The organism is Parazoarcus sp. PS-13 R2A, from assembly GCF_057621855.1.
The window spans coordinates 14,338-35,692 of record NZ_JBYEXN010000012.1; the positions used below are offsets into that span (position 1 = coordinate 14,338).

19 protein-coding genes are annotated in these 21,355 nt (G+C 62.5%); 17 read left to right on the forward strand and 2 right to left on the reverse strand.

Annotation, left to right across the window (positions count from 1 at the left end; genetic code table 11):
* Positions 1 to 5: 5 nt before the first annotated feature.
* Entirely contained in the window at positions 6 to 1,268 is a 1,263-nt protein-coding gene (gene rho, locus AC22G6_RS12375) for a transcription termination factor Rho (RefSeq protein WP_108951098.1), read from the reverse strand.
* Positions 1,269 to 1,434: 166 nt separating this feature from the next.
* A complete protein-coding gene (trxA, locus tag AC22G6_RS12380) occupies positions 1,435 to 1,761 on the reverse strand; it encodes a thioredoxin TrxA (RefSeq protein ID WP_108947568.1) in 327 nt (108 codons plus the stop codon).
* Between the two features lie 277 nt (positions 1,762 to 2,038).
* Here trxA and fdxA point away from each other — a divergent pair, with 277 nt between their 5' ends.
* From fdxA to trpB, 17 genes are all read left to right on the forward strand, one after another.
* The gene (fdxA, locus tag AC22G6_RS12385; RefSeq protein WP_487367115.1) at positions 2,039 to 2,362 is read left to right on the forward strand and encodes a ferredoxin FdxA; all 324 of its coding nucleotides are present in this window, start codon (positions 2,039 to 2,041) and stop codon (positions 2,360 to 2,362) included.
* A gap of 104 nt (positions 2,363 to 2,466) precedes the next feature.
* A complete protein-coding gene (locus AC22G6_RS12390) occupies positions 2,467 to 2,916 on the forward strand; it encodes a CBS domain-containing protein (RefSeq protein ID WP_108947570.1) in 450 nt (149 codons plus the stop codon).
* 191 nt (positions 2,917 to 3,107) lie between these two features.
* The gene (locus tag AC22G6_RS12395; RefSeq protein ID WP_487367025.1) at positions 3,108 to 4,790 is read left to right on the forward strand and encodes a long-chain-fatty-acid--CoA ligase; all 1,683 of its coding nucleotides are present in this window, start codon (positions 3,108 to 3,110) and stop codon (positions 4,788 to 4,790) included.
* Positions 4,791 to 5,066: 276 nt separating this feature from the next.
* Positions 5,067 to 6,734, forward strand: coding sequence for an acetolactate synthase large subunit (gene ilvB / locus AC22G6_RS12400; protein WP_487367026.1), 1,668 nt, complete (start codon positions 5,067 to 5,069; stop codon positions 6,732 to 6,734).
* On the forward strand, positions 6,734 to 7,048 hold the full coding sequence (gene ilvN, locus AC22G6_RS12405; RefSeq protein ID WP_199915177.1) for an acetolactate synthase small subunit: 315 nt from the start codon (positions 6,734 to 6,736) through the stop codon (positions 7,046 to 7,048). The genes ilvB and ilvN overlap by 1 nt, the downstream gene beginning before the upstream one ends.
* 75 nt (positions 7,049 to 7,123) lie before the next feature.
* A complete protein-coding gene (gene aroC / locus AC22G6_RS12410) occupies positions 7,124 to 8,260 on the forward strand; it encodes a chorismate synthase (protein WP_487367027.1) in 1,137 nt (378 codons plus the stop codon).
* A gap of 132 nt (positions 8,261 to 8,392) precedes the next feature.
* Complete coding sequence (locus AC22G6_RS12415; RefSeq protein WP_487367028.1) at positions 8,393 to 9,553, forward strand: MFS transporter; 1,161 nt, start codon at positions 8,393 to 8,395, stop codon at positions 9,551 to 9,553.
* Positions 9,554 to 9,565: 12 nt separating this feature from the next.
* Positions 9,566 to 10,384 carry a M48 family metallopeptidase gene (locus AC22G6_RS12420; protein ID WP_487367029.1) on the forward strand — a complete coding sequence of 273 codons (819 nt, stop codon included), beginning with the start codon at positions 9,566 to 9,568 and terminating at the stop codon, positions 10,382 to 10,384.
* An 89-nt stretch (positions 10,385 to 10,473) separates the two neighbouring features.
* Positions 10,474 to 11,883, forward strand: coding sequence for a 3-isopropylmalate dehydratase large subunit (gene leuC, locus AC22G6_RS12425; protein ID WP_487367030.1), 1,410 nt, complete (start codon positions 10,474 to 10,476; stop codon positions 11,881 to 11,883).
* Positions 11,884 to 11,898: 15 nt separating this feature from the next.
* On the forward strand, positions 11,899 to 12,537 hold the full coding sequence (gene leuD, locus AC22G6_RS12430; RefSeq protein WP_487367031.1) for a 3-isopropylmalate dehydratase small subunit: 639 nt from the start codon (positions 11,899 to 11,901) through the stop codon (positions 12,535 to 12,537).
* A 34-nt stretch (positions 12,538 to 12,571) separates the two neighbouring features.
* Entirely contained in the window at positions 12,572 to 13,636 is a 1,065-nt protein-coding gene (gene leuB / locus AC22G6_RS12435; RefSeq protein ID WP_108947578.1) for a 3-isopropylmalate dehydrogenase, read from the forward strand.
* 24 nt (positions 13,637 to 13,660) lie between these two features.
* Entirely contained in the window at positions 13,661 to 14,794 is a 1,134-nt protein-coding gene (asd, locus tag AC22G6_RS12440) for an aspartate-semialdehyde dehydrogenase (RefSeq protein ID WP_487367032.1), read from the forward strand.
* A gap of 193 nt (positions 14,795 to 14,987) precedes the next feature.
* On the forward strand, positions 14,988 to 18,047 hold the full coding sequence (locus tag AC22G6_RS12445) for a motility hub landmark protein FimV (RefSeq protein WP_487367033.1): 3,060 nt from the start codon (positions 14,988 to 14,990) through the stop codon (positions 18,045 to 18,047).
* Positions 18,048 to 18,105: 58 nt separating this feature from the next.
* Positions 18,106 to 18,699 (forward strand): CbiQ family ECF transporter T component, encoded by a 594-nt coding sequence (locus AC22G6_RS12450; protein ID WP_487367116.1) that lies wholly within the window; start codon positions 18,106 to 18,108, stop codon positions 18,697 to 18,699.
* Positions 18,693 to 19,490 carry a tRNA pseudouridine(38-40) synthase TruA gene (gene truA / locus AC22G6_RS12455; protein ID WP_487367117.1) on the forward strand — a complete coding sequence of 266 codons (798 nt, stop codon included), beginning with the start codon at positions 18,693 to 18,695 and terminating at the stop codon, positions 19,488 to 19,490. Before AC22G6_RS12450 ends, truA begins: the two co-directional genes overlap by 7 nt.
* Complete coding sequence (locus tag AC22G6_RS12460; protein WP_108973659.1) at positions 19,491 to 20,114, forward strand: phosphoribosylanthranilate isomerase; 624 nt, start codon at positions 19,491 to 19,493, stop codon at positions 20,112 to 20,114.
* On the forward strand, positions 20,101 to 21,315 hold the full coding sequence (trpB, locus tag AC22G6_RS12465) for a tryptophan synthase subunit beta (protein ID WP_108973661.1): 1,215 nt from the start codon (positions 20,101 to 20,103) through the stop codon (positions 21,313 to 21,315). Before AC22G6_RS12460 ends, trpB begins: the two co-directional genes overlap by 14 nt.
* Positions 21,316 to 21,355 lie beyond the last annotated feature (40 nt).

Below are 21,355 nucleotides of genomic sequence, written 5' to 3' on the forward strand. Positions count from 1 at the left end.
ATTTCTCAGCGTCCCGAACGCATTGCGTCGAAGAACTCGGCGTTGCTCTTGGTGGCCTTGACCTTGTCCAGCAGGAACTCCATCGCGTCGATATCGTCCATGCCGTACAACAGCTTGCGCAGGATCCAGGCTTTCTGGAGGATGTCCGGCTTCATCAGCAACTCTTCGCGGCGTGTGCCAGAGCGATTGACGTTGATGGCCGGATAGACGCGCTTCTCTGCCATGCGGCGGTCGAGGTGGAGCTCCATGTTGCCGGTGCCCTTGAATTCCTCGTAGATCACGTCGTCCATACGGCTGCCGGTGTCGATCAGCGCGGTGGCGATGATGGTCAGCGAACCGCCTTCCTCGATGTTCCGCGCGGCGCCAAAGAAGCGCTTGGGCTTCTGCAGTGCGTTGGCATCGACGCCGCCGGTCAGGACCTTGCCCGAAGCCGGCACGACCGTGTTGTATGCACGTGCCAGTCGCGTCAGGGAGTCGAGCAGGATGACGACATCCTTCTTGTGCTCGGTCAGGCGCTTGGCCTTCTCGATCACCATTTCGGCAACCTGAACGTGACGGGAGGCGGGTTCGTCGAAGGTGGAGGCTACAACCTCGCCCTTCACCGAGCGCTGCATTTCGGTCACTTCTTCCGGGCGTTCGTCGATCAGCAGCACGATCACCACGACGTCGGGGTGATTGGACGTGATCGCATGGGCGATATGCTGCAGCATCACCGTCTTGCCGCTCTTCGGCGGGGCGACGAGCAGACCACGCTGACCCTTGCCGATGGGCGCGATCATGTCGATGATGCGGCTGGTGACGTTTTCCTCGCCACGAATCTCACGCTCAAGCTTCAGGCACTCCTGCGGATGCAGGGGCGTCAGGTTCTCGAACAGGATCTTGTGCTTGCACTCCTCGGGAGGGCGGCCGTTGATCTTGTCCAGCTTGACCAGCGCGAAATAGCGTTCGCCGTCCTTGGGGGTGCGAATTTCACCCTCGATGGTGTCGCCGGTGCGCATGTTGAAACGCCGGATCTGCGACGGCGACACGTAAATGTCGTCGGTGCCCGCGAGATAGGACGTATCGGGCGAGCGCAGGAAGCCAAACCCATCGGGGAGGACTTCGAGTGCACCGTCGCCGCTGATCGGCTGGCCCTTGCGTGCGCGATTCTTCAGCAGCGCAAAGACGAGCTCCTGCTTGCGCAGGCGATTGGCGCCTTCGACATCATTTGCGACTGCCATCTCGAGCAATTCACTGACGTGCAGTGCCTTGAGCTCGGACAGGTGCAGGGCAGGGATGGCCGGATCGGTGGGCGTACCCGTCTCGCCAGACGATTCTGCGTCGAGCAGGTCGTCATCGGACGGAATGTTTTCGGGAGGATTACCGTCGCGGTGCCGGGGGCCCCGGCGGCGGGCGCGCGTCGCACCGCGAGAACGGGCCGGAGCGGTTTCCGGCTTAGATGTTGCTGTCAATGAAGGCTGTCAGTTGAGATTTTGAAAGGGCGCCGACTTTGGTCGCCTCGATGTTCCCGCCCTTGAAAAGCATCAGGGTGGGAATGCCACGAATGCCGTACTTTGCCGGCGTTTCCTGGTTTTCGTCGATGTTGAGCTTCGCGACCTTGAGCTTGCCGGCGTAGTCTTTGGCGACTTCGTCCAGGATCGGCGCGATCATCTTGCAGGGACCGCACCATTCAGCCCAGTAGTCGACGAGTACCGGCGTCTGGGACTGCAGCACTTCGGACTCGAAGTTGCTGTCGGTCACGTATTGAATATGCTCGCTCATGATTCCTCGCATCAGGGGGGAGATGTGTTGCGTAATACTTGATACTAGAGAGATGAAGGGTCGCTGTGGACCCGTTCGGCCAGGCACTGGGAAGGGTGCCCGGAAGAAGGTTTCCCGAAAGTTATGCGATGACGTCGGTCACGTCAAGGTGTTATCCGCCCAAAGCCCGGAAAAAGTGCATTGTCGTGGCGAAAAAGCAAAGCGCTGGACTATATTGTCGCCTGTGAGCACGAATGCCTATCCAGAGGCAGGTGTCGTTACCCGTGAGAGCAAAGCAATGACCTATGTTGTGACCGAAGCCTGTGTGCGCTGCAAATATACCGATTGCGTGGATGTCTGTCCCGTCGACTGTTTTCGCGAGGGGCCGAATTTTCTGGTCATCGATCCGGAGGAATGCATCGACTGTACGCTTTGTGTTGCCGAATGTCCGGTCGAGGCCATTTTCGCAGAGGATGACGTGCCTGCCGGCCAGGAATCCTTCATCGAGCTCAATGCTGAACTGGCAAGCCAGTGGAAGCCGATTGTTGAGCGCAAGGACCCGCTCCCCGATGCTGACGAGTGGGCGAAGGTGAAGGACAAGCTCGGCGAGCTGAAGCGATGACCGTGCCCTGAAGGCCGGCCTCCGGCGCGGCTTTCAGGGAGTTCCCCAATGCACTAAGATGGCGCACAGCCTCAAACTGAACAAAATATCCGAGGAAAACTATCATGCTGGTAAGCGAGATTCTCGCGATCAAGGGGAAGGTGCTTTACACCATCTCGCCAAACAAGAGTCTGGCCGAAGCGGTGACGATCATGACCGAGCAGGACGTCGGTTCGCTGGTGGTCTTCTCCAAGGGTCAGATGGCCGGCATGCTGACTTTCCGCGAGGTGCTTCAGGCCGTTCAGAAAGGCGGAGCGGCCTGGGCCGACATGCTGATCGAGCAGGCCATGCTGGCCGTGCCCATGGTGGCTGCACCCAACATGGAAATGGACGAGCTGCGTCGCCTGATGGTTGATCATCATCAGCGTTACCTGCCGGTAATGGACGGCAGCACCTTGCTCGGTGTGGTGAGCTTCCATGATGTGGCCAAGGCGGTGCTCGAAGAGCAGAGCTTCGAGAACCGCATGCTCAAGAACTATATTCGCAACTGGCCGGGCGAAGGCGCCGAGAGCTGATTTCGCGTTTGATCGTATTGGAGGCGACCTGCCGGAGTCGCATCTGCGTCGAGTTAATGAAGCGCAACCCGCGTCAGACGGGGCGCTTCTGGTTGGAACGGGGCGGCTTGCTGCCTTGACGCCTCGGGAGGGCGGGCTTGTGCGACCTGTTGGTCGCGCCCAAGCTTTTTCCAGCGATACGAGGAGACAACGTGGAAAAGATCTGGCTCAAGAAATACCCGCCCGGTGTACCCGCCGAGGTGGATGTGAACGAATTCGCTTCGCTCGGCGATCTGTTCGAGCAGGGGGTTCGCAAGTTCGCAGACCGAACCGCCTTTGTCTGCATGGACAAGCGCATCAGCTACAGGGAACTGGATCGCCTTTCTGCGAATTTCGGTGCGTACCTGCAGTCCGAACTCGGCTTGCCGCGCGGTACGCGTATCGCGCTCATGATGCCCAATCTGCTGCAGTACCCGGTGGCAATGTTCGGGGCGCTGCGGGCCGGTTATACGGTCGTCAACGTCAATCCGCTCTACACGGCGCGTGAGCTTGAGCATCAGTTGCGTGACGCCGGTGCGGAAGTGATCGTCATTCTCGAGAACTTTGCCCATACCCTGGAGCAGGTGCGAGACCGGCTGCCGCTCAAGCACGTGCTGGTGACGAGCATCGGTGCCATGCTTGGTTTTCCGAAAGGGCTGATCGTCAATTTCGTGATCAGGCGGGTCAGGAAGATGGTGCCGCCCTGGTCGTTGCGGGGGAGCATCGATTTCGGCGCGGCGGTGCGCAAGGGCGCGCATCATGCGCTCAAGCCGGTCGAGGTCGGTGCTGAAGACATCGCCTTCCTGCAATATACCGGCGGCACGACCGGGGTGGCCAAAGGCGCAGTGCTCACGCACGGCAACATCGTGGCCAACCTGCAGCAGGCACATGCCTGGATCAAGCCCTTCCTGCATGAGGGCGAAGAGGTGATCATCACCGCGCTGCCGCTCTATCACATCTTCTCCCTCACCGCGAACTGCCTCACCTTCTTCAAGATCGGTGCGACCAACGTGCTGATCACGAATCCACGCGACATTCCGGGCTTCGTCAAGGAGCTGGCGAAGTACCGGTTTACCGCGATTACCGGGGTGAACACCCTGTTCAATGCCTTGCTGCACAACGCCGAGTTTGCCCGGCTGGATTTTTCCTCGCTGCGGATTTCGCTCGGAGGCGGGATGGCCGTGCAGCAGGCTGTTGCCGAGAAGTGGAAGGAAGTGACCGGTCTGCCGCTGATCGAGGCCTACGGGCTGACGGAGACCTCACCCGCGGTGACGATCAACCCGCTCGATCTGCCGGAGTTCAATCACGCGATCGGGCTGCCGATCTCTTCGACCGATGTGAGTATTCGCGACGACGATGGAACCGAGCAGGCGATCGGCCAGCGCGGCGAACTGTGCGTGCGCGGGCCGCAGGTGACGCGCGGTTACTGGAACCGGCCGGAGGATACGGCGCGTGCATTTACCGCCGACGGTTTCTTCCGCACCGGCGATGTTGCGGTGATGGACGAAGAGGGTTTCATTCGCATCGTCGATCGCAAGAAGGACATGATTCTGGTGTCCGGCTTCAACGTCTATCCCAACGAGGTGGAAGACGTCGTCGCCAGTCATCCGGGTGTGCTTGAGGTGGCCGCCATCGGTGTGCCGAGCGAGCACAGCGGCGAGGCGGTGAAGGTGTTCGTGGTGCGCAAGGATCCGGCGCTGACCAAGGCCGATCTGATCGCTCACTGCCGGCAGAACCTGACCGGGTACAAGGTGCCGCACATGATCGAGTTCAGGGACGAGCTGCCCAAGACCAACGTCGGCAAGATTCTCCGTCGTGTGCTGCGCGAGGGAGGCGACAAGGCTGACCAGGCTTAGCCCGGGGCAGACGCGCGGTCCGGAAAATGCTTGTTTTCGGGCCGCGTTTATGATTTCATTCGTGCCACAACTTGTCTGATTCGAACATGAACCGTCGTTTCCCGTCCCTCTCTGTATCCGTAGTACGCGTAGTAGTAGGCGTAGGGACGCGCGCGTCGTAGCGGATCAGGACAGGCAGTACCAAATCCAGAACCCCCGCCGGCGCGAAAGCCCGGCGGGGGTTTTCTTTTATGCCGCCGGTCAGAAACGCCGCAACATGACCTGAAGGAGATCAACATGAATCAAATGACCGGCGCCCAGCTGATATTGCGCCTGCTCGAACGCCAGGGTGTGCGCACTGCAGCAGGCATCCCCGGCGGCGCAATCCTGCCGCTTTATGACGCGCTGTCGGGCAGTGACGGCATTCACCATGTGCTTGCGCGTCACGAGCAGGGCGCCGGGTTCATGGCTCAGGGCATGGCGCGGGTGTCGGGCAAGCCCGAGGTGTGCTTTGCCTCCAGCGGTCCGGGCGCGACCAACCTCGTGACCGCGATCGCCGACGCAATGCTCGACTCGATCCCGCTGGTGGCGATCACCGGCCAGGTGCCGCTGTCGATGATTGGTACCGATGCCTTCCAGGAAGTCGATATCTACGGCATGACGGTGCCGATCACCAAGCACAACTTCCTGGTCCGGTCGGCGGAGGAGTTGCTCGAGGTCATTCCCGAGGCCTTCCGGATTGCGATGTCGGGCCGTCCCGGTCCGGTGCTGGTGGATGTGCCCAAGGATGTGCAGTGCCAGCTCGTCACCTTTGACGAGTTCCCGCCCGTCGCGGTGCGTGACGCAGCGCCCCAGGCGCCGATTGAGCTCATCGAAGAAGCTGCGCGCATGATCAACGAAGCCGAACAGCCGGTGCTCTATCTTGGTGGCGGTGTGGTTCATTCCGGCGCTGCGCAACAGGCGGTGACCCTGGCCGAGCAGGCCGGGCTGCCGACGACGATGACCCTGATGGCGCTCGGGGCGATGCCGATGGATCATCCGCTCTCGATCGGCATGCTGGGCATGCATGGCGCGCGCTACACCAACTTCGTGCTGGAAGAGGCGGATCTGCTGATCTGCGTCGGTGCGCGTTTCGACGATCGTGCCATCGGCAAGGCGGCGCAATTCTGCCCGCGTGCAAAGATCGTTCATATCGATGTCGACCCGTCCGAGCTGGACAAGATCAAGAACGCCCATGTCGCCATCAATGGTGATGTCGCCGAGGTGCTCGATGCGCTGATTCCGCGTGTGAAGGTGCAGTTGCGCAAGCGCTGGCTGTCGCATGTCGATAGCCTCAAGACGCGCTTTCCGATGCAGTTCGACGCGCTGGAGAATCCGCGCAGTCACTACGGGCTGATCAGCGCCGTTGCCGCTGCGCTCGACGACGAGGCCATCATCACCACCGACGTGGGGCAGCACCAGATGTGGGTGGCTCAGGCCTATCCCTTCCGCCGTCCGCGCCAATGGCTTACATCGGGGGGTCTCGGCACCATGGGCTTCGGCATGCCGGTAGCGCTTGGCGCGGCGCTGGCCGCGCCCGAGCGCACCGTGGTGTGCTTCAGCGGTGATGGCAGCATCATGATGAACATCCAGGAGCTGGCGACGCTGGCTGAGCAGGGGCTCAACGTCAAGATCGTGTTGATGAACAACAACGCGCTCGGTCTGGTGTACCAGCAGCAGAGCCTGTTCTATGGCAAGCGTACCTTTGCGTCGCGCTATGCCGGCGCGCCGGACTTCATGAAGATCGCGGAGGGCTTCGGCATTCCTGCGGTCGATCTCGATCTCGCGGCCAACCCGCGCGCTTCGCTCGCACAGGCCTTGCAGACCCCGGGGCCGTGCCTGATTCATGCCTCGATCGATCGCGAGGAGTTTGTTTACCCCATGGTGCCGCCGGGTGCGGCCAATACCGAGATGATCGGAGGTTGATGATGGAACAAGTTGCCGAACCGCTGCAGCAGTCGGGTTTTGCCAAGGTCGTGCTCGAGCTCGAAGTGAACAACCATGCAGGCGTGATGAGCCACATCTGCAATCTCTTCGCCCGGCGTGCTTTCAACATGGAGGGCATCATGTGCATGCCCATCCCCAACGGCAACCGGAGTCGCATCTGGTTGCTGGTGTTCGAGGATCAGCGCCTTGAGCAGATGATTCGCCAGCTGGAGAAGCTTGAGGACGTGCTGGCCGTAAATCGTCATGGCGCGGAGCACGAGGTATTCGTGCGCATGGAGGAGTTCTTCCTCTGAGTCTGGTGAGAGCGGGGTGGCTGGCGGCCTGTGCTAAACTCGCCGGCCTCCCCGTCAGAACGCTACGAGTCTCCCATGTCCGGCAATTCCATCGGCACGCTTTTCTGCGTCACGTCTTTCGGTGAATCCCACGGCCCGGCGATCGGCTGCATTGTCGACGGCTGCCCTCCCGGGCTCGCGATCAGCGCGGCCGAGATACAGCTGGAGCTCGATCGTCGCAAGCCGGGTACGTCCCGTCATGTGACGCAGCGCCGCGAGCCGGACGAGGTGGAGATTCTGTCCGGTGTGTTCGAGGGTGTGACCACGGGTACGCCGATTGCGCTGCTGATCCGCAATCAGGATCAGCGCAGCAAGGACTACGGCAATATTGCCGACACCTTCCGTCCCGGCCATGCCGATTACCCCTACTGGCAGAAATACGGTATCCGCGATTACCGCGGCGGCGGTCGTTCATCCGCACGTGAAACCGCCGTGCGCGTGGCCGCCGGCGCAATCGCAAAGAAATGGCTGGACGAGAAGTTCGGCATCGTGATCCGGGGCTACATGGCCCAGCTCGGCCCGCTTTCGATTCCCTTCGAATCCTGGGACGAGGTCGATCGCAACCCCTTCTTTGCGCCCAATGCATCCCTTGTGCCCGAACTTGAGCAGTACATGGACGAACTGCGCAAATCGGGCGACTCGGTCGGCGCCCGCATCAACGTGGTGGCCACTGGTGTGCCCGTAGGCTGGGGCGAGCCGGTGTTCGACCGTCTCGATGCCGAGATCGCCTACGCGATGATGAGCATCAATGCGGTGAAAGGCGTCGAGATCGGTGCCGGTTTCGATTCCGTGTCCCAGCTTGGCACGCAGCATGGTGACGAGATGACGCCCGAGGGCTTCCTCTCCAACAATGCAGGTGGTGTGCTTGGTGGCCTGTCCTCCGGGCAGGACATTCTGGTGAGCATGGCAATCAAGCCGACTTCCAGCATCCGGCTCGACCGCGCGTCGATCAATCGTCAAGGTGAGCCTGTCGTGGTCAATACCCACGGCAGACACGACCCCTGTGTCGGCATTCGCGCCACACCGATTGCCGAGTCCATGCTTGCGCTGGTGCTGATCGACCACGCATTGAGGCATAGAGCGCAGTGTGGTGATGTCGTCACCACCACGCCGCGCATTGCCGGACTGGCGCCGGCGGGGCATCAGGCGGTTCCCTCTCCCGTGCGGCGTTGAGGCGCGCGGCACGCGCTTTCTCGCGCAAGGCTTGCGGAGGCGCAGCTGGCCTGATTCGCGCCCGAATGTCTGTCGGCATCCGGGTGCGGTGTCCTGACGGGTGCCGCCGCCCCCTTGCCATGGGGTGCTGAGATGGGGACGACGCTGCCGTACTGGCGACTTTCGTTCTACTACTTCTTCTATTTCGCCTTCGTCGGCGCATTTTCGCCGTATTTCACGCTCTACCTTCAATCGCTGCAATACCCTGCAACCGACATTGCAATCCTGATGTCGCTGATGCAGCTCATGCGTGTGCTGTCGCCAAACCTCTGGAGCTGGCTTTCCGAGCGCCTGGGCATGCGCCTGCCGATTGTCCGCCTGTCGGCTGCGATGAGCCTCGCGGGCTTCTCGATCTTCTTCATGACGCAGGCGTTCTCCGGTATTTTCGTCGGCATGGCGCTGATGGCTTTTTTCTGGAGCGCCGCGTTGCCGCTGGTCGAGAGCGTGACCTTCGTTCATCTCGGCGCGCAGGGGCATCGTTACGGCAGCATCCGCGTGTGGGGGAGTGTGGGCTTCATCGTGGCCGTACTCGGGCTCGGGCTCCTGCTCGATCATTTCGCAATCGATGTTGTCCTGTGGGTGACCGCGTCGATCCTGCTCGGCATTCTTGTGTGTGGGATCCTGGTGCCCGAGGCGAAGCCGAGCGTGAGTTCGCACGTGACCGCCAGCTTTGGCGCCACACTGCGTCGCCCGGAAGTGCTCGCGCTGTTCGGTGCCTGCTTTCTCATGTCCGCCGCACACGGCGCACTGTATGTCTTCTATTCGATCCTGCTGGTGGATCATGGTTATGACAAGGTTGTGGTCGGTTCGCTGTGGTCGCTCGGCGTGCTGGCTGAGATCGGGGTGTTTCTGGTCATGCCGCGCGTGATGCGCCGCTACTCACTGCGCACCATCCTGCTGGTGGCGTTTGCCTGCGCCGTGCTGCGCTTTGCAACCATCGGCTGGGGTGTGGGCAGCATGCTGGTACTGATCCTTGCGCAACTGCTTCACGGCGCGACCTTCGGCGCCTACCATGCGGCGGCGATCGCGGCGGTGAACAAGTGGTTTCCCGGGCGTCTTCAGTCGAGCGGGCAGGCGCTCTACGGAAGTGTGTCCTTTGGTGCTGGCGGCATGCTGGGCGGCTTGATCAGCGGTTACACCTGGGACACTATCGGATCTGCATGGACCTTCACGCTGGGGTCGGTTTTTGCGCTTGCGGGGCTTGTGTGGCTGGCGTTGAGCTGGCGGGAGCACGGCCCCGAGCGCACGATTTGAGAGGAGTGCTGAATGCTGATATTCAAGAAAAGCCTGTTTCCGGTGCTGCTTGCCGCGATGCTGAGCGTGGGATGCCAGACGGTGCAAACCACCGGCGGAGGCGCGGTCGGGGTGGATCGGGGGCAGATGATGATGATCCCGGCGAGCGATATCGAACAGGCGTCGTCGCAGCAGTACCAGGAAATCATTTCCGAGGCGCGGAGCAAGAACCTGCTCAACCGTGAGGCCCGGCAGGTGCAGCGCGTGCGGCAGGTCGCCTCGCGGCTGATTCCCCAGACCGGCAATTTCCGTCGTGATGCGCCAGGCTGGAAGTGGGAAATCAACGTGCTCAAGTCCGATGAACTCAACGCATGGTGCATGGCCGGGGGCAAGATCGCCTTCTATTCGGGCTTGATCGACCGCCTCGGCCTGAGTGACGACGAGATCGCAGCGGTGATGGGGCACGAGATTGCACATGCGCTGCGCGAGCATGCGCGCGAGCGCGTGTCGAAGAGCATGGCGACCGGCCTCGGCATCTCGGTCGCTGGCGCCTTGCTCGGGGTTGGCGAAGTGGGGCAGGACCTGATGGGGTCGGTGGCGAAAGTGACTTTTGAGTTGCCCAACTCGCGCCTGCACGAAACCGAGGCCGACCGCATTGGCGTGGAACTGGCTGCACGTGCGGGCTATGATCCGCGCGCGGCAGTGACGCTGTGGACCAAGATGGCTTCGCAGTCGTCGGGTGCGCCACCGCAATGGCTGTCCACCCACCCCTCGCACGACTCGCGGCAGAAGGATCTGGCCGAGTACGCTGCCCGGGTCATGCCGATCTACGAGCAGACACGGCGCAGATAGCGCCAAACGGAGCGCAGGGCGGGCGCTGCTACCCAGGCGCACGCCCCTGTGAAATAATCGAAACCTTTTCTTTCCGCGGAATACACTGGATGGAAGCCCAAACGCTGTACGAAAAACTCTGGTCGAGCCATGTCGTTCACCAGGAAGCCGACGGCACTGCGCTGATCTATATCGATCGCCACCTTGTACACGAGGTGACCAGCCCGCAGGCCTTCGAAGGTCTCAAGCTCGCTGGACGCAAACCCTGGCGGATCTCGTCCATCGTTGCGACTGCCGACCACAATACGCCGACCGATCACTGGGATCAGGGGATTCTCGACCCGGTCTCGCGTCAGCAGGTCGAAACCCTCGACAGCAATATCCGCGAAGTTGGTGCGCTGGCCTATTTCCCGTTTCGCGATGCCAAGCAGGGCATCGTGCATGTGATCGGACCCGAGAACGGTGCAACCCTGCCGGGTATGACGGTGGTGTGTGGCGACTCGCACACTTCGACCCACGGTGCGTTTGCCTGTCTGGCGCACGGTATCGGTACGTCCGAGGTCGAGCATGTGATGGCGACGCAGTGCCTGCTGCAGAAGAAGTCGAAGACGCTGCTGGTCAAGGTCGAAGGCGAACTCGGGCGTGGCGTGTCGGCCAAGGATGTCGTGCTCGCGATCATCGGTCGCATCGGCACCGCGGGCGGCAACGGCTATGCCATCGAGTTCGGCGGCAGCGCCATCCGGTCGCTGTCCATGGAAGGGCGGATGACGGTGTGCAACATGGCGATCGAGGCGGGTGCCCGCGCCGGCCTGGTAGCGGTCGACGAAACCACCATTGCCTATCTCAAGGACAAGCCGTTCGCACCGAAGGGTGAGCAGTGGGATGCGGCGCTTGCCTACTGGCGCACGCTGACGTCGGATGACGGCGCGAAGTTCGACAAGGTCGTCGAACTCAACGCGGCCGACATCCTGCCGCAGGTCACCTGGGGTACGTCGCCCGAGATGGTCACCACAATCGCCGGTCGGGTGCCCGATCCCGCAGGCATCACCGACCCGGTGCGCCGCGAGGGCATCGAGCGCGCGCTCAAGTACATGGGGCTGACGGCCAATACGCCGATCAACGAGATCGCCGTAGATCAGGTCTTCATCGGTTCGTGCACCAATTCGCGCATCGAAGACCTGCGTGAGGCGGCTGCGGTCGCCAAGGGGCGGACCAAGGCGGCCAATGTGCGCCGCGTGCTGGTGGTGCCGGGGTCCGGGCTGGTCAAGCGCCAGGCCGAGGCCGAAGGGCTGGACAAGGTGTTCATCGAGGCAGGATTCGAATGGCGCGAGCCGGGCTGTTCGATGTGTCTGGCGATGAACGCCGACCGCCTGGAGCCGGGCGAGCGTTGTGCCTCGACCTCCAACCGCAATTTCGAAGGCCGGCAGGGCGCCGGTGGCCGCACGCACCTGGTGAGCCCCGCCATGGCCGCAGCCGCTGCGGTGGCCGGGCATTTTGCCGATGTGCGCGAGTTGCAATAAAAGGATCAGCAGAAGATGAAACCGTTTACCGTTCTCGATGCGCTGGTGGCGCCGCTCGATCGTGCCAACGTCGATACCGATGCGATCATTCCCAAGCAGTTCCTGAAGTCGATCAAGCGCAGCGGCTTCGGCCCCAACCTGTTTGACGAGTGGCGCTATCTGGATGTCGGTCAGCCCGGGCAGGACAACAGCAAGCGTCCGCTGAACACCGATTTCGTGCTCAATCAGCCGCGTTATCAGGGGGCGCAGGTGCTGCTCACCCGCGACAACTTCGGCTGTGGCAGCTCGCGCGAGCACGCGCCGTGGGCGCTGGAGGATTACGGCTTTCGTGCCATTATCGGCACCAGCTTTGCCGATATCTTCTTCAACAACTGTTTCAAGAACGGCGTGTTGCCGATCGTGCTTCCTGCAGCGGAGGTCGATGAGCTGTTCCGCCAGTGCGAAGCGACCGAGGGCTATCAGCTCAAGGTGGATCTGGCTGCGCAGACGGTCACCCGTCCCGATGGCAAGGTGATTGCATTCGACGTCGATGCCTTCCGCAAGGAATGCATGCTCAATGGCTGGGACGACATCGGCCTGACGCTGCGTCATGCCGACAAGATCCGTGCGTTTGAAGACGCGCGTCGCGCCAAGCACCCCTATTATTTCGCCTGAGCCCTTGCGGCCCGGGTTTGCGTGGAGAAACCGGATGAAGATTTGTGTGCTGCCGGGTGACGGCATTGGTCCCGAGATCATGGCGGAAGCCGTGCGTGTGCTCAAGGCGCTCGACCTCAAGTTTGAACTGGAAGAAGGGCTGCTTGGCGGTTGTGCAGTCGATGCTACCGGCACGCCTTACCCCGAGGCGACCCAGAAGCTCGCCCGTGAAGCGGATGCGGTGCTGCTGGGGGCTGTGGGTGGGCCGAAATGGGACAACCTCCCGCGCGAGCAGCGCCCCGAGCGTGGCCTGCTGGGTATCCGCAAGGATCTCAACCTGTTTGCCAACCTGCGTCCGGCGATCCTGTATCCGGAGCTTGCCAACGCCTCTTCGCTCAAACCCGAAGTCGTGGCCGGGCTGGACATCCTCATCGTGCGCGAACTCACCGGCGATATCTACTTCGGTCAGCCGCGCGGTATTGAGGTGCGCGAGGTCAATGGCGAACAGCAGCGGGTGGGCTGGAACACCATGATCTACGCCGAGTATGAGATCCGCCGCATTCTGAAGGTGGCCTTCGAGGCTGCGCAGAAGCGTGGCAAGCGTCTGTGCTCGGTCGACAAGATGAATGTGCTTGAGTGCACTCAACTTTGGCGCGATATTGCCGAAGAAGTGGCCAAGGACTATCCGGACGTCGAGCTGTCGCACATGCTGGTCGACAATGCGGCGATGCAGCTCGTGCGGGCGCCCAAGCAGTTTGACGTGATGGTGACCGGCAACATGTTCGGCGACATCCTCTCGGACGAAGCTTCGATGCTCACCGGCTCGATCGGCATGCTGCCCTCGGCTTCGCTGGATGCGAACAACAAGGGCTTGTACGAACCCTCTCACGGTTCGGCGCCGGACATCGCAGGCAAGGGCGTGGCCAATCCGCTGGCGACGATCCTGTCGGCTGCAATGATGCTGCGCTATACCTTCGGTCTTGAAGCGCAGGCTCAGCGTATCGAGGCTGCCGTCAAGCAAGTGCTTGCGCAAGGCTTCCGTACCGGCGATATTTTCGAGCCGGGCACGAAGAAGGTCGGCACCAGGGAGATGGGTGACGCGGTTCTCGCGGCGCTTTAAGGTTTTTCGATTCGAGGTGATGTGATGATGCGAGTAGGTCTGGTTGGCTGGCGTGGCATGGTCGGTTCCGTGCTGATGCAGCGCATGGTGGACGAGGGCGATTTCGCCCATATCGAACCCGTGTATTTTTCCACCTCTGCGGCCGGGGGCAAGGCACCCGTTTTCGGCGGCAAGGAAGCGGCGCTGCCGCTGCAGGATGCGATGAGCGTCGATGCGCTCAAGGCCTGCGACATCATCATTACCTGCCAGGGCGGGGATTACACCAAGGAGGTGTTCCCGAAACTGCGTGCGTCCGGCTGGAGCGGCCACTGGATCGATGCCGCCAGCGCGCTGCGCATGGCCGACGATGCCGTGATCATCCTCGATCCGGTGAACATGCATGTGATCAAGGACGCCCTTGCCAAGGGCGGCCGCAACTGGATTGGCGGCAACTGCACGGTGTCGCTGATGCTGATGGGTCTCGGTGGCCTGTTCCGCAACGATCTGGTCGAGTGGGTGTCCGCGATGACCTACCAGGCCGCATCCGGCGCGGGTGCGCAGAACATGCGTGAGCTGATCGCGCAGATGGGCACCATCCATGCATCGGTGGCAGACCTGCTCGCCGACCCGGGTTCGGCAATCCTCGATATCGACCGCAAGGTTGCGGAGACGATTCGCTCCGATGCCTTCCCGAAGAAGAACTTCCGCAACACGCCGCTGGCCGGCAGCCTGATTCCGTGGATCGATGTACCGGTCGAGCACGGCCAGTCGAAAGAGGAGTGGAAGGGCGGCGCCGAGTGCAACAAGATTCTTGGCAACCCCGCATTCCGCACCGCTGGCAGCATCCCCATCGACGGTCTGTGCGTGCGGATCGGTGCAATGCGTTGTCACTCGCAGGCGCTGACCATCAAGCTGAAGAAGGATGTGCCACTCGACGAGATCAGCGAAATCATTGCCGGGGCCAACGAGTGGGTAAAGGTTGTGCCGAACGAGCGTGAGCTCTCCGAGCGCGATCTGACGCCGGCGGCGGTGACCGGCACCTTGTCTGTTCCGGTCGGGCGCCTGCACAAGATGGCAATGGGGCCGGAGTATCTTGGCGCGTTTACGGTCGGTGATCAGCTCCTCTGGGGGGCCGCCGAGCCGCTGCGTCGCATGCTTCGCATTCTGCTTGAAGACTGAGGATGAACTGTCGCGGTCCGGATTGCCTGCATGAGGTCGAGCCGGGCCGCCCGTTCGGGGGGAAAGTTGCTTTCCCCTTTAGACATAATCAGTTGGTGCAGGTCCTTAATAAAAATGCTAGATTGCTAGCCCAAGTCCATGATGTATTGCCCTTTGCCGGCTTGGTGAAGGGGAGCGTGGTTTGAGGATAACTATGAAAACGTCGATTAAGGCATCCCTGATCGCAGCTGCGATCGCCTCGTTTCCACTCGGTGGCTTTGCTGCCGGGCTTGGTCAGATCAATGTTTTCAGTGGCTTGGGTCAGCCCTTGCGGGCCGAAATCCAGATCAGCGCGACGCCTCAGGAATTGAGTTCGGTCACCGCAAAGGTGGCTTCGCCCGATGCCTTCAGACAGGCCGGGATTCCTTACTCGGGATTTATGTCCGGTATCCGGGCCTCAGTTGAGCGCAGCGGTCAGCGCCAGGTGGTCAAGCTCAGCAGTGACCGCCCGATCAACGAACCCTTTGTCGGGCTGCTGATTGAACTCGACTGGGCTTCGGGACGCCTGTCGCGCGAATACACTTTCCTTCTTGATCCGGTCGATATTGCCGCGCCCAAGCCTGTGGCTGCGCGCATTGCCGCACCGGCCCCAGCGGCCGCTCCGCGCCCTGCACCGATGGCAGCGCCGCCTGCGCCCCGGCCCGCCGCGGTGGACCGCTATACAGTACAGCGTGGCGACACCCTGCGCCGCATCGCAGAGGCCAATCGCCCCGACGGCGCCAATCTCGACCAGATGCTGCTGGCCCTGTTCCGCGCCAATCCCTCTGCGTTTGACGGCGACAACATCAACCGTCTGCGCGCAGGCGCCATCATGACGATGCCGTCCGCCGACGCGGTTCTGGCAACCAGTCCTGCCGAGGCTCGCCGCGAGGTCGTGGCCCAGGCCGCTGACTTTGAGGCCTATCGCCAGCGCCTTGCGGGTACCGCAGTGGTGCGTGAGGCGGCGCCTGCGCCGGCCGAACAGGCAAGTGCTGGCCGCATCGTGCCCAAGGTCGAGGACGCGCGCGCGCCCGCCGTTGCAGGTGACAAGCTGCAGATCTCGAAAACCCAGGACGGCGAAGCCGGGATGGACAAGGCAGCGGTTGCCCGCCTGCATGCGCTCGAAGAAGAACTTGTCGCACGTGAAAAGGGTCTCGAAGAGGCGAACGCACGCCTTGCTCAGCTTGAGCAGAGCATCCGCGACCTGCAGAAATTGCTGGAACTGAAGAGCGGTACGCTGGCGCAGCTGCAGCCTGACGCTGCAACACCCGGTGCTGCAACGGCAGGCACTGCTGCAGTTGCAGGCGCTGCTGCGACCGCAGCGCCTGAGGCGGCTGCGGAGCCTGCCGCACCCGCAGTGACGCCGCCCGCAGAAGCGCCGCCGGCAGCTCCGGCGGTGGAAGCCGCCGCGGTCGAGCCGCCCGCCGAGCCGGTTTCCCCTCCGCAAGCAGCGCCTGCACCCGCGCCCGCGCCCGTGCCGCCGGCACCGGTGGCACCGGTGGCAGCAGCCCCTGAGGCCGAACCTGAGCCCGACTTCATGCAGTCGCTGCTTGCCGATCCCGCCATGCTCGCGGCCGGTGGTGGCGTGATTGCGCTCCTGCTCGGTTTCGCCGCCTACCGTTCCCGCCAGCGCAAGCAGGCGATGGAGGCGCTGGACAGCTCGGCGCTGATGAGCGAGTTCCCGCCTGACAGCAGCGCCGTATTCGGTGCGACGGGCGGTCAGAGCGTCGACACCGGCAACAGCAGCATCCTGCAGACCGATTTCAGCCAGTCCGGTCTGTCTTCGATCGATGCGGATGAAGGTGTTGATCCGGTGGCTGAAGCCGATGTGTACATGGCCTATGGCCGTGACGCACAGGCAGAGGAAATTCTTGAGGATGCGCTCAAGGCCGATCCGAACCGCACGGCGATCTATCTCAAGCTGCTTGAGGTGTTCGCACAGCGTCAGAGTCCGAAGCAGTTTGAAACCACGGCAAGCGAGCTCTATTCGCGCACCGGTGGCCAGGGGTCGGACTGGGAGAAGGCTGCGCAGATGGGGCGCAAGCTTGACCCCGATAACCCGCTATACAGCGCAGGACCGGCAGAAGGCGAGCGTACCGTGCCGCCCGCCACTGAGCTGCCTGCGGCGTCCATTCCCGTTTCCGCCGCAGCTGCTGTGACTGCTGCCGCTGCAACGGCGACGGCTGCAGGTGCTGCCAGCGCGGCGAAGCTTCCGGAAGCGGAAGCCGACACCGAAGATGCGGCTGACGAGCTCGGTCAGACCCTGTCCAGTCTCGACTTCACGACTTCGGTTCCGGTCGAGCCGAGTCCTTCGCAGCTCAAGGCTACGTGGACCATGCCGGGTGACCTCGGGCAGATCGCCAGTGGCGATGCCGAAGCGCCTGAGCAGACGTCCGATGCCGGGGCTGAGCAGGAGGAGCCGCTGTCGATTGATGTCGATGCCATCGATTTCGATCTGGGCGGCGATGTGGATGAGCCTGCCGCAGAAGCGGAAGACACGTCCCTGCCCGAGATTGATGCCGTTCTCGCTGATAGCGCACCGGACACCGATACAGCGCCGGATTCGGAGATGGATCTGGAGCTGGATGGTGACGAGTTCACGCTCGAGGTCGGTGGCGGTGAGCCTGCAGAGGAGGCGCCGGTGCCCGCATCGAATACGGCAACGGTTGTGGGCGATGATGTTGCGCTCGCTGCAGCCGATGAGCCCGCACTCGAATTCGATCTGCCTGAACTGGGCAAGTCGGCTGATGACAAGCAGGCCGCATTCGACATGAGCGCGACTGTGGTCCAGTCCGACGATGTTGATCCGGACGCCGACGATACCGTGATGGATCTTGAGAAGACCAGCTTCGATGCCGATCTGCTGGATTTCGATTTCGATCTCGAAACGCCGGTTGGTGGCGATGCTGCGCCGGCAGAGCCTGCAGGCATGGATCTGACCAGCATCGATCTGGACCTCGAGCCGTCGGAAGATGAACGAGCTGCACCCGAGACGGCTGCCGAATCCGAGGCGGCCCCCGAGGCGGTGAAGGAGGATGAGGTCCCGCCGTCGGCAGCGCCTGCCGAGCCCGAGGGCGAGATCAATCACGAGGTTGAGACCAAGCTCGAACTCGCCCGTGCATACGACGAGATGGGCGACAAGGAAGGCGCGCTTGAGTTGCTCAACGAGGTGCTCGCTGAGGGTGGTCCTGCGCAGCAGGCAGCAGCGCGGACCCTGATCGAAAAACTGGGGTGATTCCCGTCAATGTCGCCGCCGTGGGGCGCAGGCCTCGCGGCGGCGTTTTCTTTTGAGCATGCACGCGGGGCTGATCCTGTTCCTTTGGATCGCGGGGGTTGCATCGGTGCAGCTCGCGAGTGGTGCGCTGCTGGCCGCGCTGGTTGCGGGCACGCTGGTGCTGGTGCTCGTGTTCGCCCGCATGCGCGGCGTTCGGCTGATTCGTCGCGTACGAGTGCTGCTGCTGGCCATATTCGTTCTGTTCGCGTGGTTTACACCGGGGGAGGCGCTGGTAAGTGCCTTTCCGGTGCTTAGTCCGACGCGGGAGGGGCTGACGCTGGCACTCGTTCATGCAGGGCGTTTGCTTGTGGTTGTATGCTGCGTGGCCTTGCTCCTCGAGCGCCTGTCACCTGACCGGTTGGTGAGTGGCTTGTATGCCTTGTGCAGGCCGGGGGCAGTGCTCGGTCTGTCGGCGCAGCGGGTTGCGCTCAGGCTTCTGCTGGTTCTGCGTTACGTCGATGACGCGCGCGGCGGCCGTCATGAGTGGAAGCAATGGCTGTTGGCGACCGACGAACCGGTGGCGCCTGTCCATCTCGTGCGTGAGCGTTTTGGGGCGGCAGACCTTGTTGTCCTTGTTCTGGTAGGTGGATTGTTGGGGTGGTGGATGTGGTAAGGATTGCGCTCTGTATCGAGTACGCGGGCGATGCATTCGAAGGCTGGCAGAGCCAGCGTCATGGTCGGACCGTGCAGGATGTTCTTGAAGCTGCAATCGAGCGAATTGCGGGTGAGTTCGTGCGTCTGCAGGTGGCAGGGCGCACCGATACCGGTGTGCATGCGACTGCACAGGTCGCCCATTTCGACACCACTGCGCGTCGCCCGGTCACGGCCTGGGTGCGTGGGGTCAATACCCATTTGCCGAGGACGGTCGTGGTGAAGTGGGCGGTCGAGGTCGATGACCGCTTTCATGCACGGTTTCTCGCCTACGAACGCGCCTACCGCTACATTCTCTACAACTCGCCGTCGCGGCCGGCGGTGATGGCGGGGAAAGTGGGCTGGTTTCATCCGCCGCTGGATGAGTCACGCATGGTCGAAGCCGCCAGCCTGCTGGTGGGCAAGCATGATTTCTCGGCCTTCCGGGCGTCCTGCTGCCAGTCGAAGACGCCCGTCCGGGTGATGTACGATGCGCGCGTTTCGCGTGCCGGCGATTATCTGGCGCTCGATTTCCGGGCCAATGGCTTTCTCCATCACATGGTCCGAAACCTGGTGGGGGCGCTGGTCTACATCGGCAAGGGACACTACCCGCCGGAGTGGATTGGAGAGGTGCTGGAGCGCGGCGACCGTTCTATCGCTGCGCCCACGTTCGAGGCTGCAGGGCTTTACCTCTGTGGCGTGGCGTACCCGCCGAACTGGCCGCTGCCTGGGGATGGGCGTATCATCTCCCAGCCTCAGCTTCCCCTTCTCTGAATGTCACGTACCCGAATCAAGATCTGCGGCCTGACCCGGCCGCAGGATGTCCGCGCGGCGGTTGATGCCGGTGCCGACGCCATCGGCTTCGTGTTCTATCCGCCTAGCCCGCGCCATGTCAGCTTCGATCAGGCGGCCGAGCTCGCAGCCTTGCTGCCGCCCTTTGTCACGGCCGTCGGCCTGTTCGTCAATCCCGATCCCGGATTCGTCGATGAGGCCCTGCGCCGCGTGCCCTTGCAGCTGCTACAGTTCCACGGCGACGAAGCCGAGGCGGACTGTGCCCGCTATGGCCGTCCATGGATCCGGGCTGCGAGAGTGCGGGCGGGGGTCGATCTGTTAGAATTCGCAGCTTGCCACCCCGGCGCCCGCGGTATTTTGCTCGACGCATTTGTCGAGGGTTATGGCGGGGGAGGCAAGACTTTCGATTGGTCCCTCATCCCCGCGGGACTCGACAGGCCTCTCATCCTTTCCGGCGGACTCGATCCGGAAAACGTGCGTGAGGCGGTTCGTCGTGTGCGCCCCTGGGCGGTGGATGTGTCCAGTGGTGTTGAAGTGGCCAAGGGAATCAAGGACGCAGCCATGATGGCTGCGTTCATTGCCGGAGTTCGAGATGCAGATGGCTGACATGCAGTACCAGTTTCCGGATGAGAAGGGCCACTTCGGTCCGTACGGCGGCGTCTTTGTCGCAGAGACGCTCATGCCCGCGCTCGAAGAGTTGCGTCTGGCGTACGCCGAATGTATGGCCGATCCGGCTTTCATCGCCGAGTTCGAGCACGATCTGAAGCACTACGTCGGGCGCCCAAGCCCGATTTACCATGCCAAGCGCTGGTCCGACCTGCTCGGCGGCGCGCAGATCTACCTGAAGCGCGAAGACCTCAATCACACCGGTGCCCACAAGGTGAACAACTGCATCGGCCAGGCGATGGTGGCGCGGCGCATGGGCAAGCCGCGCGTGATCGCAGAAACCGGTGCCGGACAGCACGGCGTGGCAACGGCAACGGTTGCGGCCCGCTACGGCATGGAGTGCGTGGTCTACATGGGCTCGGAAGACGTCAAGCGCCAGGCGGCCAACGTCTATCGCATGAAGCTCCTCGGTGCGACCGTGGTTCCCGTCGAGTCGGGCTCCAAGACGCTCAAGGATGCGCTGAACGAGGCCATGCGCGACTGGGTGACCAACATCGCCAACACCTTCTACATCATTGGTACGGTTGCGGGGCCGCATCCCTATCCGATGATGGTGCGGGACTTCCAGACCGTCATCGGCAAGGAATGCCTAGTGCAGATGCCGGAAGCGGCCGGGCGCCAGCCTGACTACGTGATTGCCTGCGTCGGTGGCGGCTCCAACGCCATGGGCATCTTCCATCCCTACATCGGTGTCGAGGGCGTACGCCTGATCGGTGTCGAAGCGGCAGGCGACGGGATCGAGACCGGGCGTCACGCCGCACCGCTGACCGCCAACGTCAAGCCTGGCGTGCTGCACGGCAACCGTACCTATCTGATGCAGGATGAGGACGGCCAGATCACCGAGACGCATTCGATTTCCGCCGGTCTCGACTACCCCGGCGTCGGCCCAGAACATGCGTGGCTGAAGGATTCTTCACGTGCCGAGTATGTCGCGGTGACGGACAGCGAGGCGCTTCAGGCCTTCCACGATCTGTGCCGCTTCGAAGGCATCATCCCGGCGCTCGAGTCCTCGCATGCCCTTGCGCATGCGGCAAAGCTCGCAGCGACCTTGCCCAGGGACAAGGTTCTGCTCGTGAACCTTTCCGGACGTGGCGACAAGGACATGCACACGGTTGCCGAGCGTTCGGGAATCCAGTTCTAACCCGCTGCGGACCGCCCTGCGGTCCGCATTGCCGGACTTC